The following is a 24900-nucleotide window of genomic DNA, read 5'->3' as shown; positions in this document are numbered from 1 at the left end:
GCGCCTGCAGGATCTGGCGCATCGTTCAGTAGCCTTTCAGGTTATGCAGCGCCGGACGTTTGCCCGAGAGTTGCATGATGGCATTAATCAGATGCTGGTATCCGCCAAATTGCGCTTAAATCTGGCGGATAAAAAATGGCCCCATGAAGATGCCCGCGAGCATCTGCATAAAGCCACCGACATGCTTAATATGTCGATTCAGGAAGTGCGTCGGGTATCACACAATCTGCGCCCGGTGATGCTTGATGATCTGGGCCTTGAAGCGGCATTGCACAGTCTGCTCGATAATATCAGCGAGTCGGGAAAAATACGGGTAAAACGGCGTATCCGTTTACCGGAAACCCGCCTGCCCGATGCCATTGAAATGACACTGTATCGTCTGGTACAGGAAGCCATTACCAATGTGCAAAAGCATGCCGAAGCGACTCAGGTCAGCCTGAATATCAGCCATAATCTGCAGAGTATTCTGATTGAAATGGAAGACAACGGCTGCGGGTTTTCTCTCGAAGAAGATCAGAGTGGTATCGGCCTGATGAACATGCGTGAACGGGTCGAACTTGTAGGCGGAAAGTTTAGTGTCCGCAGCCGGCGCACACAGGGTACACTCATTCATGCGGAATTTTTCCTTAATCCGGACACAGCCTTAAGAGAGGCCGATTCATTATGAGCAGCAAACCAATTCGCCTGATTATTGCCGACGACCATCCGATGGTGCGTGAAGGGCTTAAAGTCAGCCTCGAAAGCGAAGGCCTGAGCGTGGTCGCCGATGTCAGTAATGGTGAAGAAGCCCTGGCTGCCGCAGCAGAGCACCATCCGGACGTTGTCTTGCTGGATATATCCATGCCGGTCATGAACGGTCTCGAAGCCTGTATCGCCTTTCAGGAACAACTGCCGGATATTCGCCTGCTGATCATTACCATGCATGATGATCGCGAATATATTATGAAAGTTATCCAGGCCGGAGCCGCTGGCTACGTATTAAAAGATGTAGCTCCGGAAGAGCTGATCCTTGCCGTTCAGACCGTACATCAGGGTGGCACTTACTTCAGTTCCAGCGTTGCCAAAACCCTGTTCAGTGAATTTGGCCGCCCCCGCCCGCCCGCGAGCGAAGATGTATTAAGCCCACGCGAAGAAGATGTCCTGGCCCGCCTGGCCGAAGGCCTGGGTAATAAAGAAATCGCCCGCGAACTGGATATTTCTGTCCGTACTGTGGAAGCACACCGGCTGAAGATCAAACAGAAGCTGGGCATCGGTAATTCTGCCGGGTTAATCCGCTACGCGCTGGATCATGGGATTATCCGCCGCTGAACAGCGGCCGTTTTTACGCTTATTGCAGACGAATTATCGCGGGTTGCCGCATCTCTGTTTTAAGCCAGTTTTCCCAGTGTGTTTTCAGCGCCTGAGCACCACCAATATAGTGTTCATCCAGCAAGTAAAATGCGCGCATATTCACCCCACGTTTATAATCCTGCAATAAACGCGTAATAAGGCTGCGGCCATAAGTGGTCGACAGCAGCATATACACCAGCTGCCCTGCCATCTGCTGATTTACCCCACGCCGGTGATTGGCATTGCGCCAGTCGTCACTGCGCACTTCAATAAACTTCAGCACATCCATCGCCTTGTTCTGGCGGGCAAGAAAACTGCGGCGGTTACTGTCATGGCTGCCGATCAGAAATCCTTCCGGGCTATAACTGAGTGTTTCCATTTGCTCGGCCATGCCTTCATTCAGCCAGTCCGGTAGTATCTGTGCCAGAGAATGCAGAATCGCATGACTGGCTTCATGGCGGATGGTTCTGTACGTGCTTTCAATTCCGCCCAGAGCATCATCGTGAATAAACACCGCAATCTCATGGGTTTTTGACAGATATACCCCCAGAGAATTGGCGGCCGAGTATCCGGAAATACGCTTCACAAAGGCCATATATTCACGCTGATCAGCAAGCAGATGAATTTTCACCGGCACCTGGCGGTAAAAATCAAAATAAATCACCTGATCGTAAAAGCGGTAAACCTCATTCACTTCACGCTGAATACGCGCCAGATCCAGTTGCTGGGCGGCCGAGGCCAGACTGCCCTCCTGACTGACGCGGATATCCAATGGCTGCCAGCCATTATTACCCTGCGTTTTCAGTTCCAGTACTTCAGCCTGTTTATGGGGTTTATCAGAAAAGTGTACCTGGCCGCGTTCATCAACCCAGCGGTACACGGCTGCCTGAGCGACAGAAACGCTCAGCAGCCAGAAGATAACGAGCTTAATCGCGGCTGCGACTGCGTTCCGCCGGCACATAGAGCTGCTCCAGCAGGTAGGTTTTAAAGTCATTGGCAAAGGGCTGCTTAGCCGCTGCGACTTTCATGCACAGCAACCAGGCGTCGCGCTCCGCCGGACCGATAGGAAACGCCTGATGAAATTTAGGAATCGCAATCGGGCCGTATTTTTCGCTGAACAAACGCGGACCACCGAGCCAGCCACATAAAAATCGCGTCAGTTTATCGGCCGAGGTTGATAAATCGGCCGGATGCATTGCGCGAATATGCGCCGCTTCTGGCAGGGTATCCATCGCCGCATAAAAATCATCAACCAGGGCTTTGATACCATCAAAGCCACCGGCCGCCTGAAAAGACGCATCACCCTGACCATAAGGGCGCTTTTCTTCCACAGAGTCATACATCAGGCAAACTCCTCCATAAAATCGAGCGCCGCCTGATGGCGGATGGTGCGACGATGATTCGCCCACAGCTCTTTGACTTTTTCCTGATTGCACTGCTGGCGGTCAATCAGCACCCGGGTCTGCAGTTCACCTTTTTTCTGACCGCCGGTCAGCGGTACTTTGGAGAATACAAACTGGTTGGAAATCAGATCCATAAACGGACCGGATTTACTGGTTGGCATAATAAACAGCAGTTGCAGCCCCAGACTTTCAGTGAGGTAATTAATCACCTCTTTCGAGCGGGTTTCATCCATTTTCGAGAAGGCCTCATCCACCAGCACCACGCGCAGATGGGTATCTCCTTCATTAAAGCGGAAGGCCGAGGTAATGGCCGCCGAACGGATAATATACGCCGGAGTTTCCAGCTGACCGCCGGAGCCGGTACCGTACTGGCTCAGTGCAATTGGCTCTTTATTGGCCGGTTGCTTGTAAATTTCGTAGGCACGGTAATTGCGGTAATCGGAAATCCGCTCCAGCTCACGCATTGCTTTCTGCTCATCATCGTCGAGCAGCATGGTCATCAGGTGATCACGCACGCGTTTGGAGTTTTTCGACAGATCAGCGGTAAAGAGTGTCGCACCGTCGCCAAGACTCGGGTTTTTGATAATTTCTTCGAAGAACTGCCAGTATTCTTTGTACTCCGGCACCCACTGCCAATCGAACCAGTAGGTTTCGCGGTCAGCACCAAACTGATGGTGTGCCAGCTCTTTATTCAGGTCTTCAAGGATGCGCTTACCATCATTAATCGCCTGATAAATGGAGTGACAAAGGTTGGTCACAAAGGCGTTGTTAAAGCTTTCGCGCAGCTGCACCAGCTTGTCCTGTTTTTCCACCAGAATATTATTTTTCAGGCGGTTATAAACGCGTTCGACTTCACGCTCCAGACCACAAACGGTTTTAAAGAAGGCAACGCTGTGTTCCTGACGGTAATCCGGGGTATAGACAATGGCATCCATGGTCTGACAACGCAGATTATGTTCGGCAATATTGCGCTCGATTTCATAAGCCGTGGAATTAAGTTCCTGACTGATGCTTTTACGATGATTTTCAATCGCATCCGCCGGACTTTCCTGCGCTTCGGTATCTGCTGCCGCCAGCCGGGCTTCGGTATCGAATTCCGGCCAGACGCTGACAATATGACGCAGGGCTTCTTCTTTGCTGTCAGCCACCTCAGACGTCTGTTCCTGCTGATCACTCAGATTTTTGCACTGTTTTTCGCTGTCGTTCAGCTGTTGCTGTAAACGTCCCAGCTCACCATCGAGTTCTTTAATCTGGGCATCCAGATCATCGGCTTTCTCTTTCAGTGCATCGAACTGGCTTTCCAGCTGCGAGAAGTCAGACAGATCCACATTGCTTAATGCCTGTTCGGCCTGCTGCATCTGATACTGGGTATCCAGCATCTGCTGCATCTGATCGGCAAAACTCACATGGCGCAGCAAATTAACCGCATCCAGTAATTGCTGAACCTGTTTCAGCTGGTAAGCCGCTTCGTTAGCCTGCTCAACCAGAGCCTCATATTCTGCTTTTTTCGCCGCCAGAGCGCGCTCACGGGCGCCCAGACCAAACACCAGTTCGGTATCGTCAAGGTCACAGCGATAAACCGAATAAGCACCGGAACCCAGGCCGTCTTTAGTGACACCACGACGGGTCATACGCAGCGCCTGTGCATCGGCCACCTGTTCAACCGAACCGTAACTGGCTTCGAGGTAATAACGCGCGGTAGCGTGCTCAAATTCCATTAAATGAATAATGGATTTATCGGATAATTTCAGGCGCTCACAGTCTTTTTTCGCTTTTTCGCCCTGAATAACCCGCGCCCGGCTGCCGCCCGGAATAGAACGCAGAATATGCGCGGCTTCGGCTTCAAATACCGATTCCACAATAATGCTGAAACGGGCACCACCGATATAACCTTCAATGGCGCTCTGCCATTGTGGGTCGGTAATTTCCACGTAGTCGGCCAGTACGCGCGGATCAGCCTGCGGACATTCGCGGCGAATCGCTTCCAGTGCCTGACGAACAAAACCCGGATAATTCAGCTGACGCGATTCCAGACTGTCAATATCGGCCTGCTTCTGCGCCATGCGGCCCTGAATCTGTTGCAGCTTCTGTTCGCGGCGATCGACCTGCTTGGCAATCTGATCGCGCAGGGAAATACCACTGCTTTCCAGTTCGGTGGAATGGAAACGCTCACGCCACTGGTTAACCAGCATCTGCTGTTGCTGGGCATCATCCAGATGCGCTTCCAGAGGTGACAGATCAACCCAGTCTTTACCCAGCAGTTTGCGGAAATCGACCGCGCCCTGATCTTTAATCGCCAGAACCTGTTTGGCCTGATCGATAATTTTCTTTTGCCCCAGGGTTGGAATTTCCAGACCGATGGAGGTTTTCTGCAACGCGCCATACACCAGTTCGGTAGCACGCAACGAGGCCTGTAATAACTGGTCCTGCTCCAGCAGCGGAATGGCCTGCTGCTGTAATTGTTTTTTGCCTTCGGCAATGGCTTGTTCGGCAGCGTCTTTATCCTGCAGCGCATCGATACCACGGCGCTGGGCTTCCATGCTGATCAGCTGCTCACGCAACTGCTTGCGGCGTTCCTGTGCGGTTTCCCGTTCTTTTTCCGCTTTATGCAGACGCTCACGGATGCCCTGCTGCTTTTCTTTAGCGGCCAGATACGCCCGCTGATCATTGATATAGCGGCTCTTGGCGGCGGTGTATTCCAGTACGTTGTAGTCGATCCACTGATCGATATAACGCTGTGAGGCACCTTTGGTATTGCTCAGAATGGCGATGGTTTCTGCCAGGGTATTGGCATCCGATTCCATCGCATAAATGGTTTTCATCAGATCGGATACGCTGCGGATCGCATCACCCAGATCTTTGGCTTCAAGAATTTCGTTGGCAACAAAACCGTTGATGCTTTTCACCGGTTTATACGCCATAAAACGTGAGAAGGTACGCGCGGCATTCATCGCTTCGCGCTCACTCACCGCATCGGTGCGGCCACGCAGTGCTCCGTACAGACGGCGCAGATATTGTTTTTTGGTATCGTATTTTTCGATATTGCTGGCATCCATGCGTCCTTTCAGATGACCGGGCAACTTATTCAGCTCGATCACATTGCGCTGGCCGTCTTTATCATCGTGCAGAAAATCCGACAGCGTCAGCTGTTCGGTGACGATATAAAACTGCAGATCATTCTGGCGCGCCACCGGCTGACTGCCGGCACGATCAATGGATGCACTGACACCAATAATGGCGGTAAAAGGTTCACCACTTTCACCGGCGGCACCATCGGCACCAACGGTCGGATGAAAAACCGCAGCCAGATAACCTACGGCACCGTTCGGGCGGGCATAACTGCCGTCGTCACAACCCAGCACATAAGACGCCAGGGTACGGACGTTTTTACCACGGCCACGCTGGGTCGCTTCGTCCTGACCCGGGTTGTAATGAAACAGCGTATCGTGGGCGGCGGTCATAATGGTCTGAATCGCATCGGCTGCGGTGGTTTTACCCGAGCCGTTACCGCCAGACAGTAAATTAATCGGGCCGAATTCAAATTCGGTTGCCGGAATATTGCCCCAGTTAACGTAAATAAACTTCTTTAAAAACATGACAATTATTCCCCAAACAAACTGGCAGGTTGTTTTTTACTGTCGGCTGCCTGCTCTTCTGTTTCTTCCGGCGCCTGCTCTGCAGCAGTAGCCGTTGATTCTTCTGCCGTAGCTGCAGGCTCTTCGGCAGCGGTCGACACGGTATCTTCTGTTGCCACGCTATCGTCAGCGGCTTCGTCAGTAACCTCTTCAGCAGCACCTTCAAAAACACCTTCGGTCTTTTCGGCAGCCTCTTCTGCTGCAGCCTGCAGAGACTCGTCAGAATCGTCAGCGCTGGCGTTTTCTGCGGTTGCACCTGCCTCTGAAGAAACCGACTGCCCGGCAGCATCTGCATTTTCCTGCTGCTCGTCTTCCATTAATTCCGACAGCACCTGATCGGAGACATAGCTCATAATCATCGGCCGTACACGCAGCCACATATCGCCATCGGTTAAGGTATCTTCGTTGGCAATCTGCACCAGGCGTAATTGTTTTAAGCGGCGGAACAGCGCTTTACGCTCAGTCAGGTTTTCCGGCAGGGTGCGTTTCAGCAGATTTTTCATGGCAATGCTGAGCGCTTCCAGCGATACCATGACACAGCCCTGTTCATCCACCATGCCTTCGCGCAGTGCTTTGTCGTATTGCGCGCGCAGCACCAGAATCAACGCCACTTCGTTCTGATTTAAGCGGCTGCGGAATGCCTGGGCACCGCTGTTCTGCGGATCATCCACCATGCCGGGCACCTGGGCACCGGGTGGATATAAACGCACAAACTGAAAACGGCGGTCGTGCTGAATACGGATGCCCAGCAGCGACAGATAATCGCCGATTAATTCTTCCAGTCGCAGGTAGCGGTCGTACAGCTGCTGCTCAATCTGGCTTTCGTCACGGCAGACAACACCATAATCCAGCAGGCGTACCAGTAATTCGGAAAAATCACGCTGGCTGAGGCCTTCTTTTTCTAACTCTTTTTCAATGATCTGCAACATATTCAGGACTCTTTCTGCACCAGCTCGAAGGTGAAGTGGTCTTTTTTCAGGAAATACGTGGCGCTGTTTTCAGCCCCGTCAGCATGCTCAGTGTCGGCCTGCTCGTCGTATTCAATGCGGAATTCAAATTCACTCGATAAACCATCAGCGGCACCCAGCCCGATGGCATGAGCAACCGCAAGAAAATCTTTAGCATTTTCAATCGGTAATTCACGGGTAGACACTTTACGGCCACTGCCCAGGTGCTTCTGCATATAGGTTTTCAGGGCTTGCTGATTCACCAGGAAGGCCTGATCCAGCACTTGCTGGATATAAATATCCTTGCGTGCATCCACATCAAAATCGCCCTGACCATCATCAACGGCGGCATCAATCATGCGACGCTGACGCGGTGCCGCAAGACGCACCTGCCCCGGATCAACCAGTGCAATCTGTGGTACGGCCATACGGTCGGCGGCTTTATCCAGCAAGGCGTTCTGCTGTTTTTCCGGCATTGCAGCCAGACGCTTACAGACCGCCAGTACATCGTTGTGCTGCTGCGACGCCAGATAACTCATCTGGCGAATAATAATATCGGCGCGCTTGGTAAAGCTTTGCAGCGCTTTGCGCAGGGCCGGCAACATAATGTCGGAGGCATTACGCAGGCGCATTTCAATGCCGTCGAGAATGGTCCAGAGCACCGACTGCCCTTCCTGAGCAATATCCGGTAATAATTCGCGCAGGCGGCGCTCAGCATTGGCTTTAAAGGCTTTATCGCGCTTGCGGATACCATTAATCAGCTGGCTGATCTGATCGCGGTGTTTTTCCACGTTATCGGCCGATAAACGTACCGATAGATCAGGCTGGAAACGGTTTTCCATAAAGTCGAAGAAGGCTTCGCTGGCACGCTGCACCAGCAGCTGATCTTCCATTTCCCGAACCAGATCGCGTTTGCGCTCTTCCAGCTCGGCGATCACATCGGTGAAGTCGCTGATGATGCGCTCGGAATATTCATAGGCATCCAGCAGGTCGTAAATATCGCCACGTTCCAGAAAAGATTCGAGTGAGTTACGGGTATTACGGGTATTACGGTGGCGGGTGCGCGCCATGCTGCGGCTTTCAGCCACAAAGGGTTCGGTAAATAGCCGGCCATAACGACTGAAGGCAAAGGTACTCTGCAGCGTTGCTTCGTCTACCTGCTTTTCGATCCAGCCATGTTCCAGCAGCTGGTTCAGCACCCAAACGGCCTGATCGCGGCTGGTGCGGAAACGGCCTTCGCTGTTGTCGTCACTGGCAGCATCATTCTGCTGCTCATCTGACAGACCTTCGTCCGCCAACAGTGGCGCACGCACCAGTGCTTCCTGAAAGATTTCAATCAGGGTATCGCGGGCCAGAGCCTGACCGTAATCGGCACTGCTGGAGCTGTACAGGCGTTGGTACAGCTCGCGCAGGCTCTCCATCACCTGTGCACGGTACTTGCCGGTCAACGGGCGGAAAAACTGCCCTCGTTCCTGTTCAAAAAACATACAAAATGTATCTGTAAGGCGGATTAAATGACCGGCTAGATTACTGAAAGCCTGCGCCAATGACCAGCGCCGCGACACATCCCCCGCCAGCCCGCATCAGTACTGACATTATGAAGGCGCTGACGGCATTTCCCCGTGCAAACAGCCGGGGTATACTGCCGGCGTAACAACCTAGGACGCACCCATTCAGGACGCCGCCGCCATGCAGCCTCACCCGGAACAACAGCATAAAGCCACCTTCTTTCAGGTCGGTACGGAAAAACTGATCGAACTGACACTGGCTACCTTTGGCCTCTACGCGCTGTTCTGGACATACCGTAACTGGCTGCAACTGCAACGCCGTGGTGAAGCGGTTAATCCGTTGCTGCGTACACTGCTGGCTGTTGTCTACCAGTACGATCTTTATCGCCGGATTCATCAGCGTGCACGGGTTGAAAACGCTACTCCGCGCTGGTCGCCTTTACGTATTTACTTGTTGTTTCTGATTTTTACGCTGGTGCCACTGTGGTTACTGGCTACCGATCATCCCTGGGGGATTCTGCTTAACCTGATGACACTGCTGCCCAACCTGCTGGCAAATCAGAGCATCAATCAGATTCACGACAAACATCTGCATTTTTTTGCGCAGAATACTGAGCTTTCAGGCCAGAACTGGGCGGCAATTGTGGCCGGACTGGTCGGCTGGTTGACCCTGCTCACACTGGCACTCGCCTATAACCAGTAACATCTTTTATTTTCAGGATTATTCCATGGCTATAGCCAGTCGCGCGTTATTCCCTCAGCCGCTGCTCCGGTCGCTGCCGGTGATGTTTATGCTGCTGTTATTTTCTTTTACCCAGCACAGCAGTGCTCTGGCGTCGGATCCCGTACCGCACACGCCAAACGACAAAACTTCCGCTAGCCTGCCGCTGTTACCGCCGGTCTTAAACCTGAATATGCCGGGCGATTTCAGCATCGGCCGCCACAGTCAGTGGCTGGAAGATCCGCATCGCAGCCTGACGCCCGATGCCGCCATGCTGACGGACAGCTGGCAGAACAGTAAATCCGACAGTCTGAATTTTGGCTTCAGCGATTCAGCCTTCTGGTTGCGCACTCCGCTCAGCACCGGCAGCCTGGATGACTGGTACCTGTGGAACCGCTATTCCCTGCTTGATCAGGTCGATATGTACCTGTGCCCGCGCCCCTACAACAACAGCAGTGAATGTGTACACAAACAGGCCGGTGATTTACAGCCGTTCGACATCAACCGCGATGTATCGCACCCGAACACCATTATTCACCTGCCGACCGACAAGGGACACGACTACCTGCTGTTGCTGCGCGTTGAAACCCACGGCACTTATCAGTTACCGGCCAGTCTGGTCGACAGTCAGACGCTGCATAACGAACTGCTGATGAATAACATCCTGCGTGGCGGCTACTACGCCACCATGCTGGTAATGGGCCTTTATAACCTGTTTATTTTCTTCGCTACCCGCGAGCGCAGTTACTTCTATTACTCGGCGTTTGTGCTGTCGTTCCTGTTATTTCATATGACTTATGAAGGTTCAGCCTTCCAGTTCTTCTGGCCAGAACTGCCGATGATTAATAACAGCGCGTTTCTGCTGGCGTTCTCTGTGAATCAGCTGATTCTGTGTTTCTTTGTGCCCAATTTTTTACGCCTGAAGCAACACAGCCCGGCAGCCTACCGGTTGTTCCGTGTATACACCGCGATCACGCTCGTCACCCTGCTGATGATTCCGCTGCTGCATTACGAAGTAATGGTGCCGATTAACAATCTTCTCAGCATGCTGATAACCGCATCGGCTCTTATTGTCAGCATCCGTGTCTGGATTGGCGGCGAATCAGCCGCACGCTTCTTCACCATTGCCTGGATGATGCTGATAACCGGACTGATTCTGGCCAATGCCCGCAGCCTGGGCCTGATTCCGACCAATACCTTTACTCTGTACGCCTATCAGATCGGCTCCTTTATGGAAGTCATTCTGCTGTCGCTGGCACTGGGTGAGCGTATTATGCGTCTGCAGAAAGATCAGCTGGCGGCGCGTAAAGCGATGCTGAAAAGCCAGGAAGATGCCATTCAGTATCTGCGCGACTACGAAGACCTGTATCAGAACTCACTGACCGGAAAATTCCAGCTCGACGAAGAAGGGTTTTTCCTCAAAACCAACCCGGCCTGGCGCACCATGCTGGGTTACAGCGAGCAGAATCATTTCAGCAATGACAACCCGAGCTTTGACAGCCTGATCGCCGAAGCCTCACAGCGCCGGGCCCTGTGGCGCAAACTGCGCGACAGCGGACGTGTACAGGCTTTTGTTGTTGCCATTATCCAGCCCCTGACCGGCGAACGCCTGATGGTGTCACTGACCATCCGCAAACGCGCACCGGGCGAACGCGCCGCCTGGATTGGCTCCGGCCAGAACGTCACCGAACAGTATCAGCAGGAGCAGGAGCTGATGCACCTGCAAAAGGAAAAGACCCTCGCACTGCGCCAGCTGGTGATGGGCATTGCCCACGAAATGAATACGCCATTGGGCAATATCCGTCTGGCCGAAAGCTTCTTAACCGAGCACCACGATGACTGGAGTGCCGACGAAGCCCAGCAACAACTGCAGCAAGGGCTGGTGCATATTCACGATGGTATTGAGCGCCTCAACAGCCTTAACCAACTGATGAAAAACGCTGTGGTACTGGAAAACCAGTACGCCAGCGAAATCATCGAGCTGCGCCCATGGCTCGAACAATGGCGTAATACCAACAGCCAGCAACATCCGCAGGTAAAACTGCGTACCGGTATTCACAGTTATCTGACCGAATGGCAAACCTACCCGGAAGCCCTCGACATTATTCTCAATCAGCTGGTTGATAACTCCTGCGTGCACAACCGGGAGCAGGAAGCCGAAGGCAAACTGCAGATCAGCGTTGATTTACGCGAACGTGGTGAACATCTGGAGCTGCATTATCAGGATAATGGTAAAGGCATCGACGCCGAGCAGCGTGAAGCCATCTTTATGCCGTTCTATACCACCCAGCGCTCTTCAGCACGCAGCAAAGGTCTGGGTCTGTACCAGACGTATAATCTGCTCACCGAACTGCTGCATGGCCATATCGACTGGCCGGACGACGCCGAAGGGTTTTATCTGGTGGTGCGTTTTCCACTGCCGGCGGAACATAATGACAGCGGTGCATAGAACCTGATTTATAGAATCTGATTTACAGAATAAAAACCGGGCAAAGACCCGGTTTTTTTATAGACATTCTCCGCCTTTCTACATCAGACAACCGCTTAATTATTGATCGCAAAATCAGCAGAACTTTATAATCAGTAACCATTCCTCTTTACGACAGGCAGTATTATGAAACCAGCACTCTCCCTTATCGCTGCATCGGTATTTCTTCTCAGCGCCTGTGGTGGGAGCAGCAGCGAAAGCAGCATTCCGGGGCTGAAGTCCGATACCAATGTTGCCCTGCTCTCTCGCGGAGCCAGTGCCAGCAGCAGCCATAACAGCAGCGATGCCAAAAACCTGATCGATGGCAACAACAATACCAGCTGGACCAGTGCATCAGGTCAAAAAATCGTGGTCGATTTTGGCAGCGTAGAAAAAATTAAAAGCATTAAACTGACCCGTCAGGCAGCAAGTGCTGCAATTGGCAGCAGTCCTGACATTCTGATTGAGCTGTCCGCCAATGGCAGTAGCTACACCGCCTCCAATCTAAGCGTATTTAGCGGCGGCATTGCCTGCACCAGCCAAACTGTAACGACTACAACCATGAGCTGCACTATGGCCGAGCGCGACACCCGGTATATCCGTATTACTTCGCAGAATGGCAAAGCTTATGATTTTATAGAGCTGGAAGCTTTAGCCACCAAATAAAAAACCAGAATAAAAGCAGAACAACAACGCCAGGGTAAATCATTATTACCGTAATGTTTTCATAGCAGCGTTCATAAACCGCAGCCATAAAAAAACGCCGCATAAAGCGGCGTTTTTTTTATTCACTGTAAATCAGGCGAATATTACAGACTGGCCGCCAGTTCGCTGGCCAGTTTGATGGCACGCTTGGCATCCAGTTCACCGGCAAACTCAGCGCCACCCACCAGGTGCAGACCAAAGCCTTTGCTTTCGTCGGCTTTCAGGGTTTCGTGCAGTTCGTTAACCGATACCTGACCGGCACAGATCACGATGTTATCAACGTCGAGTACGCGCTGGCTGCTTTCTTCACCTTTGGTGATGGTGATGTGCAGGCCCTGCTCGTCGATCTTGTCGTAAGACACACCGCCAATCATTTCCACGCCTTTCATTTTCATCACGGCACGGTGTACCCAACCGGTGGTTTTGTTCAGGCCTTTACCCAGCGACGAAGCCTTACGCTGCATCATGTACACCTTGCGCGGTGATGGATGAATTTCGGCTTTTTTCAGACCACCGCGGGTGCTGTTGCTTTCATCCACGCCCCACTCTTTCATCCAGGCATCTTTATTCAGCGTGGTGGATTCACCTTCGTGGGTCAGGTATTCGCTGATATCGAAACCGATACCACCGGCACCCATAACGGCAACGCTTTTACCCAGTTGCAGTTCTTTATCCAGCACTTCCTGATAAGACACCACTTTCGGACTGTCGATACCCGGAATGTTCGGCATACGCGGTGCAACACCAGAGGCGATCACCACTTCGTCAAAACCACCGGATTTTAATTCATCGGCCGTTACAATGTGGTTCAGCTTCAGATCAATATTGTATTTTTTGATCATGGCGGTGAAGTAGCGGATAGTTTCTTTAAATTCTTCCTTGCCCGGAATTTTCGAGGCGTAGTTGAACTGACCACCGATTTCGCCACGGCCTTCAAACAGAGTGACTGCATGGCCACGCTCAGCGGCCGTAACGGCACAGGCCAGACCCGCAGGACCAGCACCAACAACGGCTACTTTCTTCGCCTGTTTAACCGGGATGTACACCAGTTTGGTTTCGTTACAGGCACGCGGGTTGACTAAGCAAGATGCACGCTTGTTTTCGAACGTGTGATCCAGACAAGCCTGGTTACAGGCGATACAGGTGTTGATTTCGTCAGCGCGGTCTTCTTCAACCTTTTTCACCCAGTACGGGTCGGCCAGTAACGGACGCGCCATCGACACCATATCGGCTTTGCCGTTGGCGATAATATCTTCAGCCGTTTCCGGCATATTAATACGGTTAGAAGCCACCACCGGAATATTCACCTGCGCTTTTACCTTGGCGGTAACATCGGCGAACGCTGCACGCGGAACAGAGGTTACGATGGTCGGAACACGGGCTTCGTGCCAGCCGATACCGGTGTTAATGATGGTGACACCGGCTTTTTCCAGTTCTTTCGCCAGATGGATAACTTCTTCCATATCGGACGCTTCTTCCACCAGATCCAGCATCGACAGGCGGAACATGATGATAAATTCTTCGCCTACAGTCGCACGCATTTTGCGGATGACTTCCAGCGGGAAACGGATACGGTTTTCGTAAGAACCGCCCCACTCGTCGCTGCGCTGGTTGGTGCGTTTGTTGATCATCTGGGTGATGAAATAACCTTCAGAACCCATCACCTCAACACCATCGTAACCGGCTTTCTGTGCCAGTTTGGCGGCACGGGCATACTGGTCGATGGTTTTATAAATCTGTTTGCTGGTCAGCTCTTTTGGTTTGAACGGTGTAATCGGCGATTTAATCGCAGAAGGTGCAACGTTCAGCGGAGTGTAACCGTAACGGCCGGCGTGCAGAATCTGCAGCAGAATTTTGGAACCGTTTTCATGCACGGCATTGGTTACTTTTTTGTGGAAAGGCACCTGCCAGCTGCTCATCATTTTGGAGCCAAACGGCAACAGGTCACCGGCACGGTTCGGAGAGAAACCACCGGTTACCAGCAGGCCAACACCACCACGGGCACGCTCGGCAAAGTATTCTGCCAGCTCACCAAAGTGCCACGGACGATCTTCCAGGCCGGTGTGCATGGAACCCATCATCACGCGGTTTTTCAGAGTGGTGAAGCCAAGATCCAGTGGCTGCAGAATATGGGAGTACTTGCTCATGGTTGCTTTCTCACAAATCGGTTGTGTTGGCACAGGTTATTATCATCGGCTGCCGGACAAGCCGGCATGCTTTATGGCGAATCAGTTTACCCGGCTTTACTGGCAGGTAAATGACCAAACATAGCATATGAATGATCATTCATTACACCAGCAGCACCTTAACAGCAGCAGCCAACCAACAATCTGCCGCCAGAAAGCTGATCGCCTGCGATTACTCGTCTGCAATCTCAATGGATGGCATCGCCTGCGCCGCAGCGGCCTGACGTGCCAGCGCCACCGCCAGACGGCGTGAAGCATGGCGGTACATCATAGAGACTTCCGAGCAATCATCCGCAGCCACCACCGGTGTACCGGCATCGGACTGCTCACGGATGTACTTGGATAACGGCAGCGAACCCAGTACCGTGGTGTTGTAGGTTTCCGCCAGACGCTCGGCACCGTCCTCACCAAAAATATGTTCCGCATGACCACACTGCGAACAGATATGCATGCTCATATTTTCAATCATGCCCAGCACCGGAATATTCACTTTGCGGAACATTTCCACGCCTTTTTTGGCGTCGGCCAGGGCAATATCCTGCGGTGTGGTAACAATCACAGCACCGGATACCGGGAATTTCTGGCTCAGGGTCAGCTGAATATCACCGGTGCCCGGCGGCATATCAATAATCAGATAATCCAGCTCGCCCCACTGGGTCTGGGTCAGAATCTGCATCAGCGCTCCGGCAACCATCGGCCCACGCCAGACCATCGGCGTGCTTTCGGTCACCAGATAGGCCATCGACATGCTTTTCAGGCCATGAGCTTCAACAGGCACGAACCATTTGTTGTCGATGGTTTCCGGGCGGGTGCCATCTTCGACCCCCAGCATAATGCCCTGACTCGGGCCGTAAATATCGGCATCCAGCAGGCCTACTTTGGCGCCGTCTTTGGCCAGCGCAATGGCCAGGTTAACCGCGGTAGTGGATTTACCCACCCCGCCTTTGCCGGACGCCACCGCAACAATATTTTTGACCTGGGCAATGGCTTCAACGCTGTTCTGGCTTTTGTTTTCCGCCACCGACCAGCTGATATTAACCGCCGCAGCGCTGCAGCCATCTATATTTTCCAGCGCCGTTTGCAGCATCTGCGCGATGCCGCCTTTGAGAAATTCAGACGGGTAATCAAGATGAATATCCACCTCAACCCGGCCGCCATCGATACGGATATCACGCACGCAACCGGCGCTGAGCAGATCGGATTCCAGATAAGGATCGGTATAACCGGCCAGAGCGGCCTCAACCTGAGAACGGGAAATCTGTGACACAAGACACTCCTGCACAAAAGGGCGACAACAAAGAATGGCAGGATTTTACGCCCCGGCGGCAGAATTACCACCGCCAGAGTGTCGGGTTATTCAATACTGCGTTGGCACCACTAAACCGGGCTGACCGGCACCGAAGCCAGCAGGCTGCGGGTGTAATCGTGCTGCGGTGCGGTCATTATCTGCTCGGTATTGCCCTGTTCAACGATGACGCCGTCTTTCATCACCGCCACGCGGTGCGCCAGATGCGGAATAATCGACAGATCGTGGGTAATAAACAGATACGACAAGCCCATTTCCTGCTGCAATTCCTGCAACAGCTGCAACACCTGACCACGAATAGACACATCCAGTGCGCTGGTTGGTTCATCACAGATAATCAGCTCAGGCTCCACCGCAATGGCACGGGCAATCGCCAGACGCTGGCGTTGGCCGCCGGAAAACTCATGGGGAAAACGATCAAGGTGCGCGACCTCAAGCCCGACCCGCTGCAGCAATGCCTGCAGGCGTTGTTCGCGTTTTTCCGCATCCGGCTCAACCTTTAAAGCGATCATGCCTTCGGCCAGAATATCGCGCACATTCATACGCGGATTCATCGACGAAAACGGGTCCTGAAAAATTACCTGAATGCGTTTGCGCAACGGTAAAAACTGACGCTGGCTGAGCTGATCAATACGCTCACCGGCAAAATACAGCTCACCACCGGCCAGCGGTTCCAGACTCAAAATAGCGCGCCCGGCGGTCGATTTACCCGAACCACTCTCGCCTACCAAAGCCAGCGTTTCACCCCGGCCAATACTCAGGCTGATGCCATCCACCGCTTTAGTGTGGCCAACCACCCGCTGCAGAATACCTTTACGCTGGGCAAACCAGACACGCACATCCTTTAACTGCAGCAAAGGCTCACTTTGCGCCGGAGCAGACAGAAAATGGCGGCGATCGGGTAATGAGTGAATCAGCGCACGGCTGTATTCATGTTTTGGCGCGGCAAAAAATTCGCGGGCAGCGGCCTGCTCAACAATTTCGCCATAGCGCATCACCGCCACACGATCAGCCATCTGTGCCACCACGCCCATATCATGGGTAATTAACAGCACCGCCAGCTGGCGTTTGCGACGTAATTCGTTAAGTAATTCCAGAATCTGTTTCTGGATGGTGACATCCAGTGCGGTGGTCGGCTCATCGGCAATTAACAGCTGCGGCTCGCAGGCCAGTGCAATGGCGATCACCACCCGCTGCTTCTGCCCGCCGGACAACTGATGCGGATACCAGCCTAAACGCTGCTCAGCATCGTTAATGCCAACCTCGTGCAACAGACTGATGATTTTTTCACGCAGCGCGGCACCGCTTAACCCTTTATGCAAACGCAGCACTTCGCCAATCTGCTGTTCAATAGTCTGCACCGGATTTAACGAGCTTTGCGGCTCCTGAAATACCATCGCTGCCATGCGTCCGCGTACCGAGTTCATCTGCGCTTCGGTCAGATTAAACACATCGGTTCCGGCCAGTTGCACCCGGCCACTGCGGATGGCCAGCGCTTCCGGCAGCAGGCGCATTAACGCCAGTGACGTCAGCGATTTACCCGAGCCACTCTCGCCTACCAGAGCCAGAATTTCTCCGGCGCGAATACTGAAACTCACCGGTTTAACCAGCAAGCGTCCCGCCTGCTGATATTTGCCCGGTAATAATTCAATACTGAGGTTTTCGACCTGTAATAATTCCATCATTTTCTCCTCAGGCCGACCGTGGATCGAAGGCATCACGGACGCGGTCGGAGAATAAATTCGCCGCCAGCACCAGCACAAACATCAGCACAAAGGCCGCCGCAACCGACCACCACACCACCGGATCACGGGATAACTCAGACCGTGCTTCATTAATCATATTGCCCCAACTGGCCATCGACGGATCAACGCCGACGCCGATATAAGACAACACCGCCTCGGCCAACACAAAGACGCTGAAATCCAGCACCAAAGCAATCAGAATAATATGGGTAATATTGGGCAGAATATGGCGATAAATAATACGGTTATGGCCAACACCAAAGGCATGAGCTGCCTGCACATAGTCGAGCTGGCTGACTTTTAACGTTTCCGCGCGCAATAAGCGGCACAGGCCGGTCCAGCTGGTCATACCTAAAATAAAACACAGTGCCAGGAATTTAAAATCGGCCCGTACAGCCACCAGATTAAATTGCTCCGGATGAGTCTCGATATACACATCAATCAGCAGCACCGATGCGGCAATTAACAGAATGCCCGGAATAGAACTTAATGTGGTGTAAATATACTGCACCACATCATCAACCCAGCCTTTGAAGTAACCGGCACTGATACCCAGCACAATCGCCAGCGGCAGCGTCAGCAGCGTTGCCAGAGTGCCGATTAACACCCCGGTGCGGATGGCTTTAATACTCCAGTACAGAACATCCTGCCCGACCTTATCGGTGCCCAGAATGTGATACACCTTACTCAGCTCCAGCACCCAGCAACAGGCCAGCACCAATAAAGACAGCGTCAGATAAATGGTTCCCCAGGGCAATGTCTGCTGAGTGGCCAGCCCCCTGCTACACTGCTGACGCTGTTGACGCTGACGCCAGGCAATATGCAAACCGAGAATCACCGCACTGATAAAGGCCGCCACCAGCAATGCCTTCATAGAGCGGACAAAAACATCCTTGCCATGATCAGCCTCATCGGCAAGATGCTGCCCGGCATTCGCTAAGCGCGGAAAATCGCGGTAAACCACACCGTCGTCGGTTTGCATATTTTCTTTGGCGAAAGAATAAATCGCGAACGGTGCCGAATAGGTTTTTTCGTCTTTATTGCGCAGCTCAGTCAGAACCACATCCAGCAGGCTGTGTACTTCCTGACTGTAATGCACTTCATCGCTGCCTTCGGTTTTTTCCAGAGGTGCGCGGTAATGCAGGGAATCCAGCAAGGCAATCAACAGATAAAACAGAATAACAATAAAAGATGCGACACCGGCACGGGAGTGAAACACCGTACGCCAGCGCTGACGCGCCAGCGGGTTTTTACTTAACTGGTAAAAAAACAGTCCGAGACTGGACACCAGAATATAAATAAGCACATCGCTCCACAACACGACAGGCTTAATGCTCAGTAATTCATTCATAACAGACGTCAATTCATTCATATCAGGTCACTCATATCAGGACAGCCTTACCCGTGGATCGACCAGGGTGTAAGAAATATCCGTCAGAATCAGACCGAGGATATAGAGTACGGAACCAAGAAACACCATGCTGCGCACGATGGCAAAATCCTGCGCCTGAATGGCGTCCAGGGTGTAACTGCCAAGACCAGGAATGCCAAAGAAAGATTCAATCAGCAGGCTGCCCATAAATAACGATGGGATCACCACCACCACACTGGTGAGAATCGGAATCAGGCCGTTAGGCAGAATATGACGGAACAATACCGTGGTTTCCGATACCCCTTTGGCGCGCGCAGTGCGCACATAATCTTTATTGGCTTCTTCCAGAAATAACGTGCGGTACAACCGCGTACCACCACCGATACCGGCGACCACGCCGATAATCACCGGCAAGATCAGAAAACGAATAGCATCGGTGCCGGCCAGATAGCCGGAAATCGGCACCAGATGCCAGAGTTTGGCAAAGAAATACTGCCCGCCCAGAATATAAAACACCCCGGATATCGACAACAGCACCACGCACAGCACCATCGCAGCGGTATCAAACGCACTGGCGCGGAACATCACCACAAACAGCGCGAATACAATATTGACGCTGATGCCGATAATAAAGGTTGGCAAGGCAACCGCCAGACTCGGCCACATCCTTTCACTGATATCGGCACCAATGACCCGGCCTTCATCCGATTTACCAAAATCAAACACGAACAGCCGCGCTGATTTTTCAAAAAAGATGGTATCGGTCAGCAGCCCTTCGCTGTTTTCAGCGGTGTTAATAAATAAGGGTTTGTCATAACCGCGCTGGGCTTTCCATTGTTCTATGGCTTCTTCTGAGACATGTTTATCACCCAGCTGCACCCGCGCCATCTGATCCGGTGTATTCACCATAAAAAACAGGGCAAAGGTCAGCAGGTTTACACCGAGAAGAATCGGCAGAGCGTAGGCTAAACGACGGATAATATAAGCCAGCATGTCAGCCCTCCTTTTCTGCAGGTGTAGTATTTGTCAGCGCCGTTTGAATACGACGCTGCTGGCGACGGCGGAAGCCACGATAACCCGGCAGCAACGCAACCAGCAGAATTCCAACGACGACAAAAATGGGCCATAACACCGGAGCATTCCAGGCCGCCTGTGCCTGACTGCGTTGTTCAGTATCCACGGCAAAATACTTCACCACACTTTTACTGATGCCATGGGCCTTAACATTGCGCACCCAATGGTTATTCAGCACATAGGAATGCGGATGCCAGCCGGATGCCCACACCGCGTCGCGCTGCAGAATGGCAATCATACGGCGGATAATCTCCATGCGCTGCGGTGAGTCTTCCATCAGCTGCATCTGGTCAAACAGGCGATTGTATTCGGCATTGTTGTAATTAGTGGAATTTACCCCACTGCCGCCGCTGATCACCTGACCATTATTGCCGTACTGTAAAAACAGGAAGTTTTCGGCATCCGGATAATCAGCCAGCCAGCCCCACTGGAATAACTGGGCATTACCGGTCTGCATTTTTTCTTTAAAGCGGTTGTAATCGGTACCACGGATATTGAGCTGAATATTCAGCTTTTTAAATTGTTTGATCATCCAGTTCTGCATGGCGCTGCCGCCACTGCCACCAGTCGGGGTATCCAGATTCAGCACCAGAGGCTCACCGGTTTTGGCATGGCGGCCGCCCGGGTAACCGGCTTCGGCCAATAACCGTTTGGCCTCTTCCAGCGATTTACGCTGTGGTTTGCCATCCACCCAGTCAAATACATAAGGGTTAATGCCCTCTTCGCCACTCTGATAACCGAAAATACCCGGCGGTATCGGGCTCATCGCTACTTCGCCACGGCCATTGGCAAAGATTGAAATCATTTCCTGCTGATCGTAAACAATGGCGATTGCCTGGCGCAGCTTGCGCGCACGTTCGCGGCTTTTGGCATCCCCTTTATCGCCGACCACCGGGTCGAGCATATTAAAGGCAAGATAATAACTGCCCAGCACCACTTCTTTTTCCAGTGTTACGCCTTTGGCTGTCATTTCCGGGCTCAGGCCAATACCATCACTGCTGACGCGGATCGCCTGATCAAAACTGTCACTGGCAATACCAGAACGGTCGTAATAGCCCTGCATAAACTTGGTCCACAGCGGGATGGCTTCTTTTTCCAGGCGGTAAACCACTTTATCCAGTAATGGCAGCCGCTCTCCGGCATCATCTAGTAAGCCTGCCTCAGCATCACCAGGCATACCTTCCGAGGGGTAATAATCGGCGCGGTAATTCGGGTTCTTTTCCAGAATGATGACTTCGTTAGGGTTATTGCGCGTCATCATAAAAGGACCGCTGCCAACCGGATGCCAGTTCAGCACAATATTACGCTCGGCCAGTCCCGGCTGATGGTAAAAACGATCGACTTCCCAGGGAATGGGCGCAAAAAAGTGAAAGGCCAGCCAGTATTTAAACTGCGGATATTTGCCTTTTAAGCGGATAGTAAAATCATAACGCCCCTGAGCCTCAACACCGGCCATGCTGAGTTGGCGTAAATCCAGCCAGGCCTGCTTGCCTGCTGTTTCTTCCAGTGCTTTACGCGTATCGCTCGCAATCTGGCTGAACTCCGTCATGCCCACAATATAATCGCTGAGCAGTGCACGTACCGGCGACAGCAGTTTAGGGTCGGCCAGGCGTTTAACCTGATACACATAATCCTCGGCCACCAGTTCACGGCTGCCCTGCTCGGTAAAATCGTCCAGAGTGCGGTATTGCTCTGATTCGGCGGCCGAGGCAAACAGATAACGTGATTCACCGTTTTCGTTCAGGGCAAAGGCCGGATGCGGCTGATAGCGGATGCCGGGTTGTAACTGAAAATGGTAGGTAGAAAAGGCAATGTTTTCGCTGTTGGCATCCACCTCATTGCCATCAGCATCGCTGTAACGGATATCCGGCATCGCCGTCAGGGTATTAGGAATCAGCTCGTAAGGGCGTTTAAGGTAGTCATAAGCCAGAGGTGGCTCATAAATCTGATCAATAAAGCGCGATTCATCGGTGCTGTAAGAGCGGGCCGGATCAAGGTATTTGGGACGTTCAGAAAAACTGGAATAGAGAATATTGGCGCTGGCTTCGGATTCCGGATGAGGATTATTCCAGGCCTGATCGCCGCACCCCGCCAGCAACAGCGCACCTGCCAACCATAGCCCTGCGCCGCCAAAGCGCCCGGAGACTGCGCTTACAGCCTTCAGCCAGCCAGACTTTTGCAAACCAGCCTGCAGACGACCAGTAAACCCGCCGCAGCGGCGCATCTTCCCCAAAACAACAGTGTTCATCAGCAGCTATCCATTACAACTCCGGCAGTCAGCCCCTCACTGCGGCTCCCTCTTACAGCGAAGGCGACCTGAGAGCAGCTGGCACAACGCCAGTCCGATGCAGAGATTTATTATTGTGTTTGCCTGCCCCACCACCTCAGAGGCAGACTGATATGACAGCAGAGTGTGCCAACATTTCCCGCCGGTGCAAGCTTTCCTCATTCAGGATATGTCAGTGTCCGCTGTGTCGGATGCTCTGGTGGTTATATTTTATACAGAAGGGACAGTCAGGCTGCCGTTGCAGGCTCTGCTACAGACCGCATAACGGAGATCGGGCGAGTTATCAGCACGGGCGCCTTGTCTACCCTAAGAACTAGAACGCTTTTGCTGTGGAGCAGTGAAACATAGCGAGGAACGAGCGAAGCTCAACTGTCCTAGCCCCGTAGGAGCGCTCATCAACTGATTACTATGAGTCTATTTATCACAATAATTTTTCAGCCTTTCTATTGACGCTAATACATACTTTTTTTCATATTTTGATAACTCTTCAGCCCGAAATAGCATCTCTGGCAAATATTCACATGCTTTCAGATTAATCAGTGCTTTGATACTACTTATGACAAGTAGCTCCCTTTTTGAGTTAAGATTATTTAAGAATTTATTTTTAAATAGTCTTATTTTTTCATCCTCGAGAAGTGATACAAAAACTATAGAGGGCTTTGGGTACTGACTCATGCGTCTGGCCGCAACGAGTTCTGTTATATAATATCTAGTTTGAAGATTCTCATCCGAAAGGGTGTTTAGCAAATGATCTGCGTTACGCTGAAGTAGGTCTAAGTATTCCTGAGATGGCTCAGCGCCATTATCTGTATAGTACCCCTTCAGACCATAGGCAGACTTCTCCCTTGCAGAGCTATCAGAACTATTTAGACCTAAAAAATTGCTTAACATCCACTTCGATGGTTCTGCATACGAGGCAATAGAAATAGTTAAAATTGCGAATAAAAATAATTGTTTCACACTAACCTCAAGTCATAACGTTTAAGCCAACCCGCCGCGCGTTAGCGCGGTCGGGTTTAGCGCATTGTTGTGCCGTAATTTTATCTAGCTCTTGTAACTGCGTTTTGGCAGGTACAGAAAATACTAAAATGGTCATTACCTATACCATTCAGTTGCTCCAGCGAAGATACTCCAAAACTACCTCCACCACATGCAAGATATAAAACGTTTGCTAATGAGTGTTCCTGACCATCCAAACAACTTTCCTGAACTTTTGAATCTAAAGCTTTTAGTTGTGTGTCAATTTCCCTAATGTGTTCTGGCTTAACCATACTGATTTCGGTATAAATTGTCATAAAGCCCCTTTTTTTATTTAAGTTAATTTTTTAGTTTATGCTCTTGAGGCACAACAGCTTATTAATGTGCGTGCGCATTTATTCCGGGCGACTCTTTCGAGAAACCCCACATAATTTATTGACCAAGTTGAGAAATCGTCCATAACCCAAAAATCCCTTCCAGAAAAACGCGCACGCCTGTTAACTCAATGCCTTTGCGCATATAAAATTGTGAAACAAGGTTGCAAGCTATTGATTCACTTGACGTTTAAGTTACTACCCTCTGTCAAAACGGGCAAGCACGAATGATAAGCGTGCCCGATCCCCTGAAAATTTAAAAATGCACTGTATATAAAAAGAGTACTTCATTACATTAGAGCCTCACGGACAAAGCGCAGACACCTGCACTTCTGAAAAAGCCAACCGGCACCGTTGCTCTACAACATTCATTCCAGCTATCGCGGCTGAAAGCCGCTCCCACGATATGCTTACCGGGTCAGATGAGTCTTCTGATTTTGTCGCGGATAAGATCCACTCCTGCAAACGACACCTGATTTAATATGCTGGGTTGCAGGCAGTCGAATGCAACCTCCATCGCAAATATCGCGGCTGAAAGCCGCTCCCACACTGTGCTTGCCGGGTGAGCTGAGCCTTCTGATTTTGTCGCGGATAAGATCCGCTCCTGCAAACGACACCTGATTTAATATGCCGGGTCGCGGATAGTCGAATGCAACCTCCATTGCAGATATCGCGGCTGAAAGCCGCTCCCACACCGTGCTTGCCGGGTAACTTGAATCTTCTGATTTTGTCGCGGATAAGATCCGCCCCCATATTCTGCCTTCCGCCTCAAAATAACCATCCGGTTATATCCTTGACCCGCATCAGTACCTTCCCCCAACAGGCCGCTATCATCCCCCGCTGGCATGCCAATAAGGCGGCCG

The 24900-nt window shown here is 51.9% G+C and carries 18 protein-coding genes; 5 read left to right on the top strand and 13 right to left on the bottom strand.

Annotated elements, in window-relative coordinates:
• Together B3P58_RS16430 and B3P58_RS16425 are read left to right on the top strand one after the other, a co-directional pair.
• The coding region (locus tag B3P58_RS16430; RefSeq protein ID WP_286719105.1) for a sensor histidine kinase at positions 1–667 on the top strand (667 nt) is incomplete at its 5' end.
• Complete coding sequence (locus tag B3P58_RS16425) at positions 664–1308, top strand: response regulator (protein ID WP_145468981.1); 645 nt, start codon at positions 664–666, stop codon at positions 1306–1308. The genes B3P58_RS16430 and B3P58_RS16425, both read left to right, overlap by 4 nt.
• Positions 1309–1327: 19 nt before the next feature.
• On the opposite strand, the gene B3P58_RS16420 is transcribed toward B3P58_RS16425, so the two are convergent.
• From B3P58_RS16420 to B3P58_RS16400, 5 genes are read right to left on the bottom strand one after another with little or no spacing between them, the layout of a single operon-like run.
• Positions 1328–2290 (bottom strand): DUF4124 domain-containing protein, encoded by a 963-nt coding sequence (locus B3P58_RS16420; RefSeq protein ID WP_286719103.1) that lies wholly within the window; start codon positions 2288–2290, stop codon positions 1328–1330.
• Positions 2256–2672, bottom strand: coding sequence for a group II truncated hemoglobin (locus B3P58_RS16415; RefSeq protein WP_286719102.1), 417 nt, complete (start codon positions 2670–2672; stop codon positions 2256–2258). Before B3P58_RS16415 ends, B3P58_RS16420 begins: the two co-directional genes overlap by 35 nt.
• Positions 2672–6328: an ATP-binding protein gene (locus B3P58_RS16410; protein ID WP_230331947.1), complete on the bottom strand. Its 3657-nt coding sequence runs from the start codon at positions 6326–6328 to the stop codon at positions 2672–2674. Before B3P58_RS16410 ends, B3P58_RS16415 begins: the two co-directional genes overlap by 1 nt.
• A gap of 5 nt (positions 6329–6333) precedes the next feature.
• Positions 6334–7296 carry a DUF4194 domain-containing protein gene (locus B3P58_RS16405; protein ID WP_286719099.1) on the bottom strand — a complete coding sequence of 321 codons (963 nt, stop codon included), beginning with the start codon at positions 7294–7296 and terminating at the stop codon, positions 6334–6336.
• Between the two features lie 2 nt (positions 7297–7298).
• Positions 7299–8801 (bottom strand): Wadjet anti-phage system protein JetA family protein, encoded by a 1503-nt coding sequence (locus B3P58_RS16400; RefSeq protein ID WP_286719098.1) that lies wholly within the window; start codon positions 8799–8801, stop codon positions 7299–7301.
• A gap of 202 nt (positions 8802–9003) precedes the next feature.
• Here B3P58_RS16400 and B3P58_RS16395 point away from each other — a divergent pair, with 202 nt between their 5' ends.
• From B3P58_RS16395 to B3P58_RS16385, 3 genes are all read left to right on the top strand, one after another.
• Positions 9004–9525: a hypothetical protein gene (locus tag B3P58_RS16395; RefSeq protein WP_145468987.1), complete on the top strand. Its 522-nt coding sequence runs from the start codon at positions 9004–9006 to the stop codon at positions 9523–9525.
• Between the two features lie 25 nt (positions 9526–9550).
• Positions 9551–11992 carry a sensor histidine kinase gene (locus tag B3P58_RS16390; protein ID WP_145468988.1) on the top strand — a complete coding sequence of 814 codons (2442 nt, stop codon included), beginning with the start codon at positions 9551–9553 and terminating at the stop codon, positions 11990–11992.
• A 165-nt stretch (positions 11993–12157) separates the two neighbouring features.
• Positions 12158–12676, top strand: a complete 519-nt coding sequence (locus B3P58_RS16385; RefSeq protein WP_286719097.1) for a discoidin domain-containing protein — start codon at positions 12158–12160, stop codon at positions 12674–12676.
• Positions 12677–12819: 143 nt separating this feature from the next.
• On the opposite strand, the gene B3P58_RS16380 is transcribed toward B3P58_RS16385, so the two are convergent.
• The 8 genes from B3P58_RS16380 to B3P58_RS16345 form a co-directional block, all read right to left on the bottom strand.
• The gene (locus B3P58_RS16380) at positions 12820–14862 is read right to left on the bottom strand and encodes an NADPH-dependent 2,4-dienoyl-CoA reductase (protein WP_225691904.1); all 2043 of its coding nucleotides are present in this window, start codon (positions 14860–14862) and stop codon (positions 12820–12822) included.
• Positions 14863–15073: 211 nt separating this feature from the next.
• Positions 15074–16168, bottom strand: a complete 1095-nt coding sequence (gene apbC / locus B3P58_RS16375; RefSeq protein WP_286719094.1) for an iron-sulfur cluster carrier protein ApbC — start codon at positions 16166–16168, stop codon at positions 15074–15076.
• 110 nt (positions 16169–16278) lie between these two features.
• Positions 16279–17889 (bottom strand): dipeptide ABC transporter ATP-binding protein, encoded by a 1611-nt coding sequence (locus B3P58_RS16370; protein WP_349676600.1) that lies wholly within the window; start codon positions 17887–17889, stop codon positions 16279–16281.
• A gap of 10 nt (positions 17890–17899) precedes the next feature.
• The gene (locus tag B3P58_RS16365; protein ID WP_286719090.1) at positions 17900–19324 is read right to left on the bottom strand and encodes an ABC transporter permease; all 1425 of its coding nucleotides are present in this window, start codon (positions 19322–19324) and stop codon (positions 17900–17902) included.
• Positions 19325–19339: 15 nt separating this feature from the next.
• Positions 19340–20317, bottom strand: a complete 978-nt coding sequence (locus B3P58_RS16360) for an ABC transporter permease (RefSeq protein ID WP_286719089.1) — start codon at positions 20315–20317, stop codon at positions 19340–19342.
• 1 nt (position 20318) lies between these two features.
• Positions 20319–22646 (bottom strand): ABC transporter substrate-binding protein, encoded by a 2328-nt coding sequence (locus tag B3P58_RS16355; protein ID WP_286719088.1) that lies wholly within the window; start codon positions 22644–22646, stop codon positions 20319–20321.
• A gap of 453 nt (positions 22647–23099) precedes the next feature.
• Positions 23100–23645 carry a hypothetical protein gene (locus tag B3P58_RS16350; protein WP_286719086.1) on the bottom strand — a complete coding sequence of 182 codons (546 nt, stop codon included), beginning with the start codon at positions 23643–23645 and terminating at the stop codon, positions 23100–23102.
• An 80-nt stretch (positions 23646–23725) separates the two neighbouring features.
• Entirely contained in the window at positions 23726–23980 is a 255-nt protein-coding gene (locus B3P58_RS16345; RefSeq protein ID WP_286719084.1) for a hypothetical protein, read from the bottom strand.
• Positions 23981–24900: the final 920 nt, after the last annotated feature.

This window comes from Thalassolituus sp. UBA2009, from assembly GCF_002335285.1.
GTDB classification, from domain to species: Bacteria; Pseudomonadota; Gammaproteobacteria; order Pseudomonadales; family Oceanobacteraceae; genus Venatoribacter; species Venatoribacter alkanivorans.
The sequence above is the reverse complement of the archived record's forward strand: the minus strand, read 5'-3'. Positions and strand labels throughout refer to the sequence as shown.

Bases quoted from the DNA above. Each gene is read 5' to 3' on its own strand.
- B3P58_RS16405 (WP_286719099.1), bottom strand. From the start codon at position 7,296: ATGTTGCAGATCATTGAAAAAGAGTTAGAAAAAGAAGGCCTCAGCCAG.
- B3P58_RS16365 (WP_286719090.1), bottom strand. From the start codon at position 19,324: ATGAATGAATTGACGTCTGTTATGAATGAATTACTGAGCATTAAGCCT.
- B3P58_RS16390 (WP_145468988.1), top strand. From the start codon at position 9,551: ATGGCTATAGCCAGTCGCGCGTTATTCCCTCAGCCGCTGCTCCGGTCG.
- B3P58_RS16370 (WP_349676600.1), bottom strand. From the start codon at position 17,889: ATGGAATTATTACAGGTCGAAAACCTCAGTATTGAATTATTACCGGGC.
- B3P58_RS16380 (WP_225691904.1), bottom strand. From the start codon at position 14,862: ATGAGCAAGTACTCCCATATTCTGCAGCCACTGGATCTTGGCTTCACC.
- B3P58_RS16420 (WP_286719103.1), bottom strand. From the start codon at position 2,290: ATGTGCCGGCGGAACGCAGTCGCAGCCGCGATTAAGCTCGTTATCTTC.
- B3P58_RS16425 (WP_145468981.1), top strand. From the start codon at position 664: ATGAGCAGCAAACCAATTCGCCTGATTATTGCCGACGACCATCCGATG.
- B3P58_RS16355 (WP_286719088.1), bottom strand. From the start codon at position 22,646: ATGAACACTGTTGTTTTGGGGAAGATGCGCCGCTGCGGCGGGTTTACT.
- B3P58_RS16345 (WP_286719084.1), bottom strand. From the start codon at position 23,980: ATGACAATTTATACCGAAATCAGTATGGTTAAGCCAGAACACATTAGG.
- B3P58_RS16400 (WP_286719098.1), bottom strand. From the start codon at position 8,801: ATGTTTTTTGAACAGGAACGAGGGCAGTTTTTCCGCCCGTTGACCGGC.
- B3P58_RS16395 (WP_145468987.1), top strand. From the start codon at position 9,004: ATGCAGCCTCACCCGGAACAACAGCATAAAGCCACCTTCTTTCAGGTC.
- B3P58_RS16415 (WP_286719102.1), bottom strand. From the start codon at position 2,672: ATGTATGACTCTGTGGAAGAAAAGCGCCCTTATGGTCAGGGTGATGCG.
- B3P58_RS16385 (WP_286719097.1), top strand. From the start codon at position 12,158: ATGAAACCAGCACTCTCCCTTATCGCTGCATCGGTATTTCTTCTCAGC.
- B3P58_RS16360 (WP_286719089.1), bottom strand. From the start codon at position 20,317: ATGCTGGCTTATATTATCCGTCGTTTAGCCTACGCTCTGCCGATTCTT.
- B3P58_RS16410 (WP_230331947.1), bottom strand. From the start codon at position 6,328: ATGTTTTTAAAGAAGTTTATTTACGTTAACTGGGGCAATATTCCGGCA.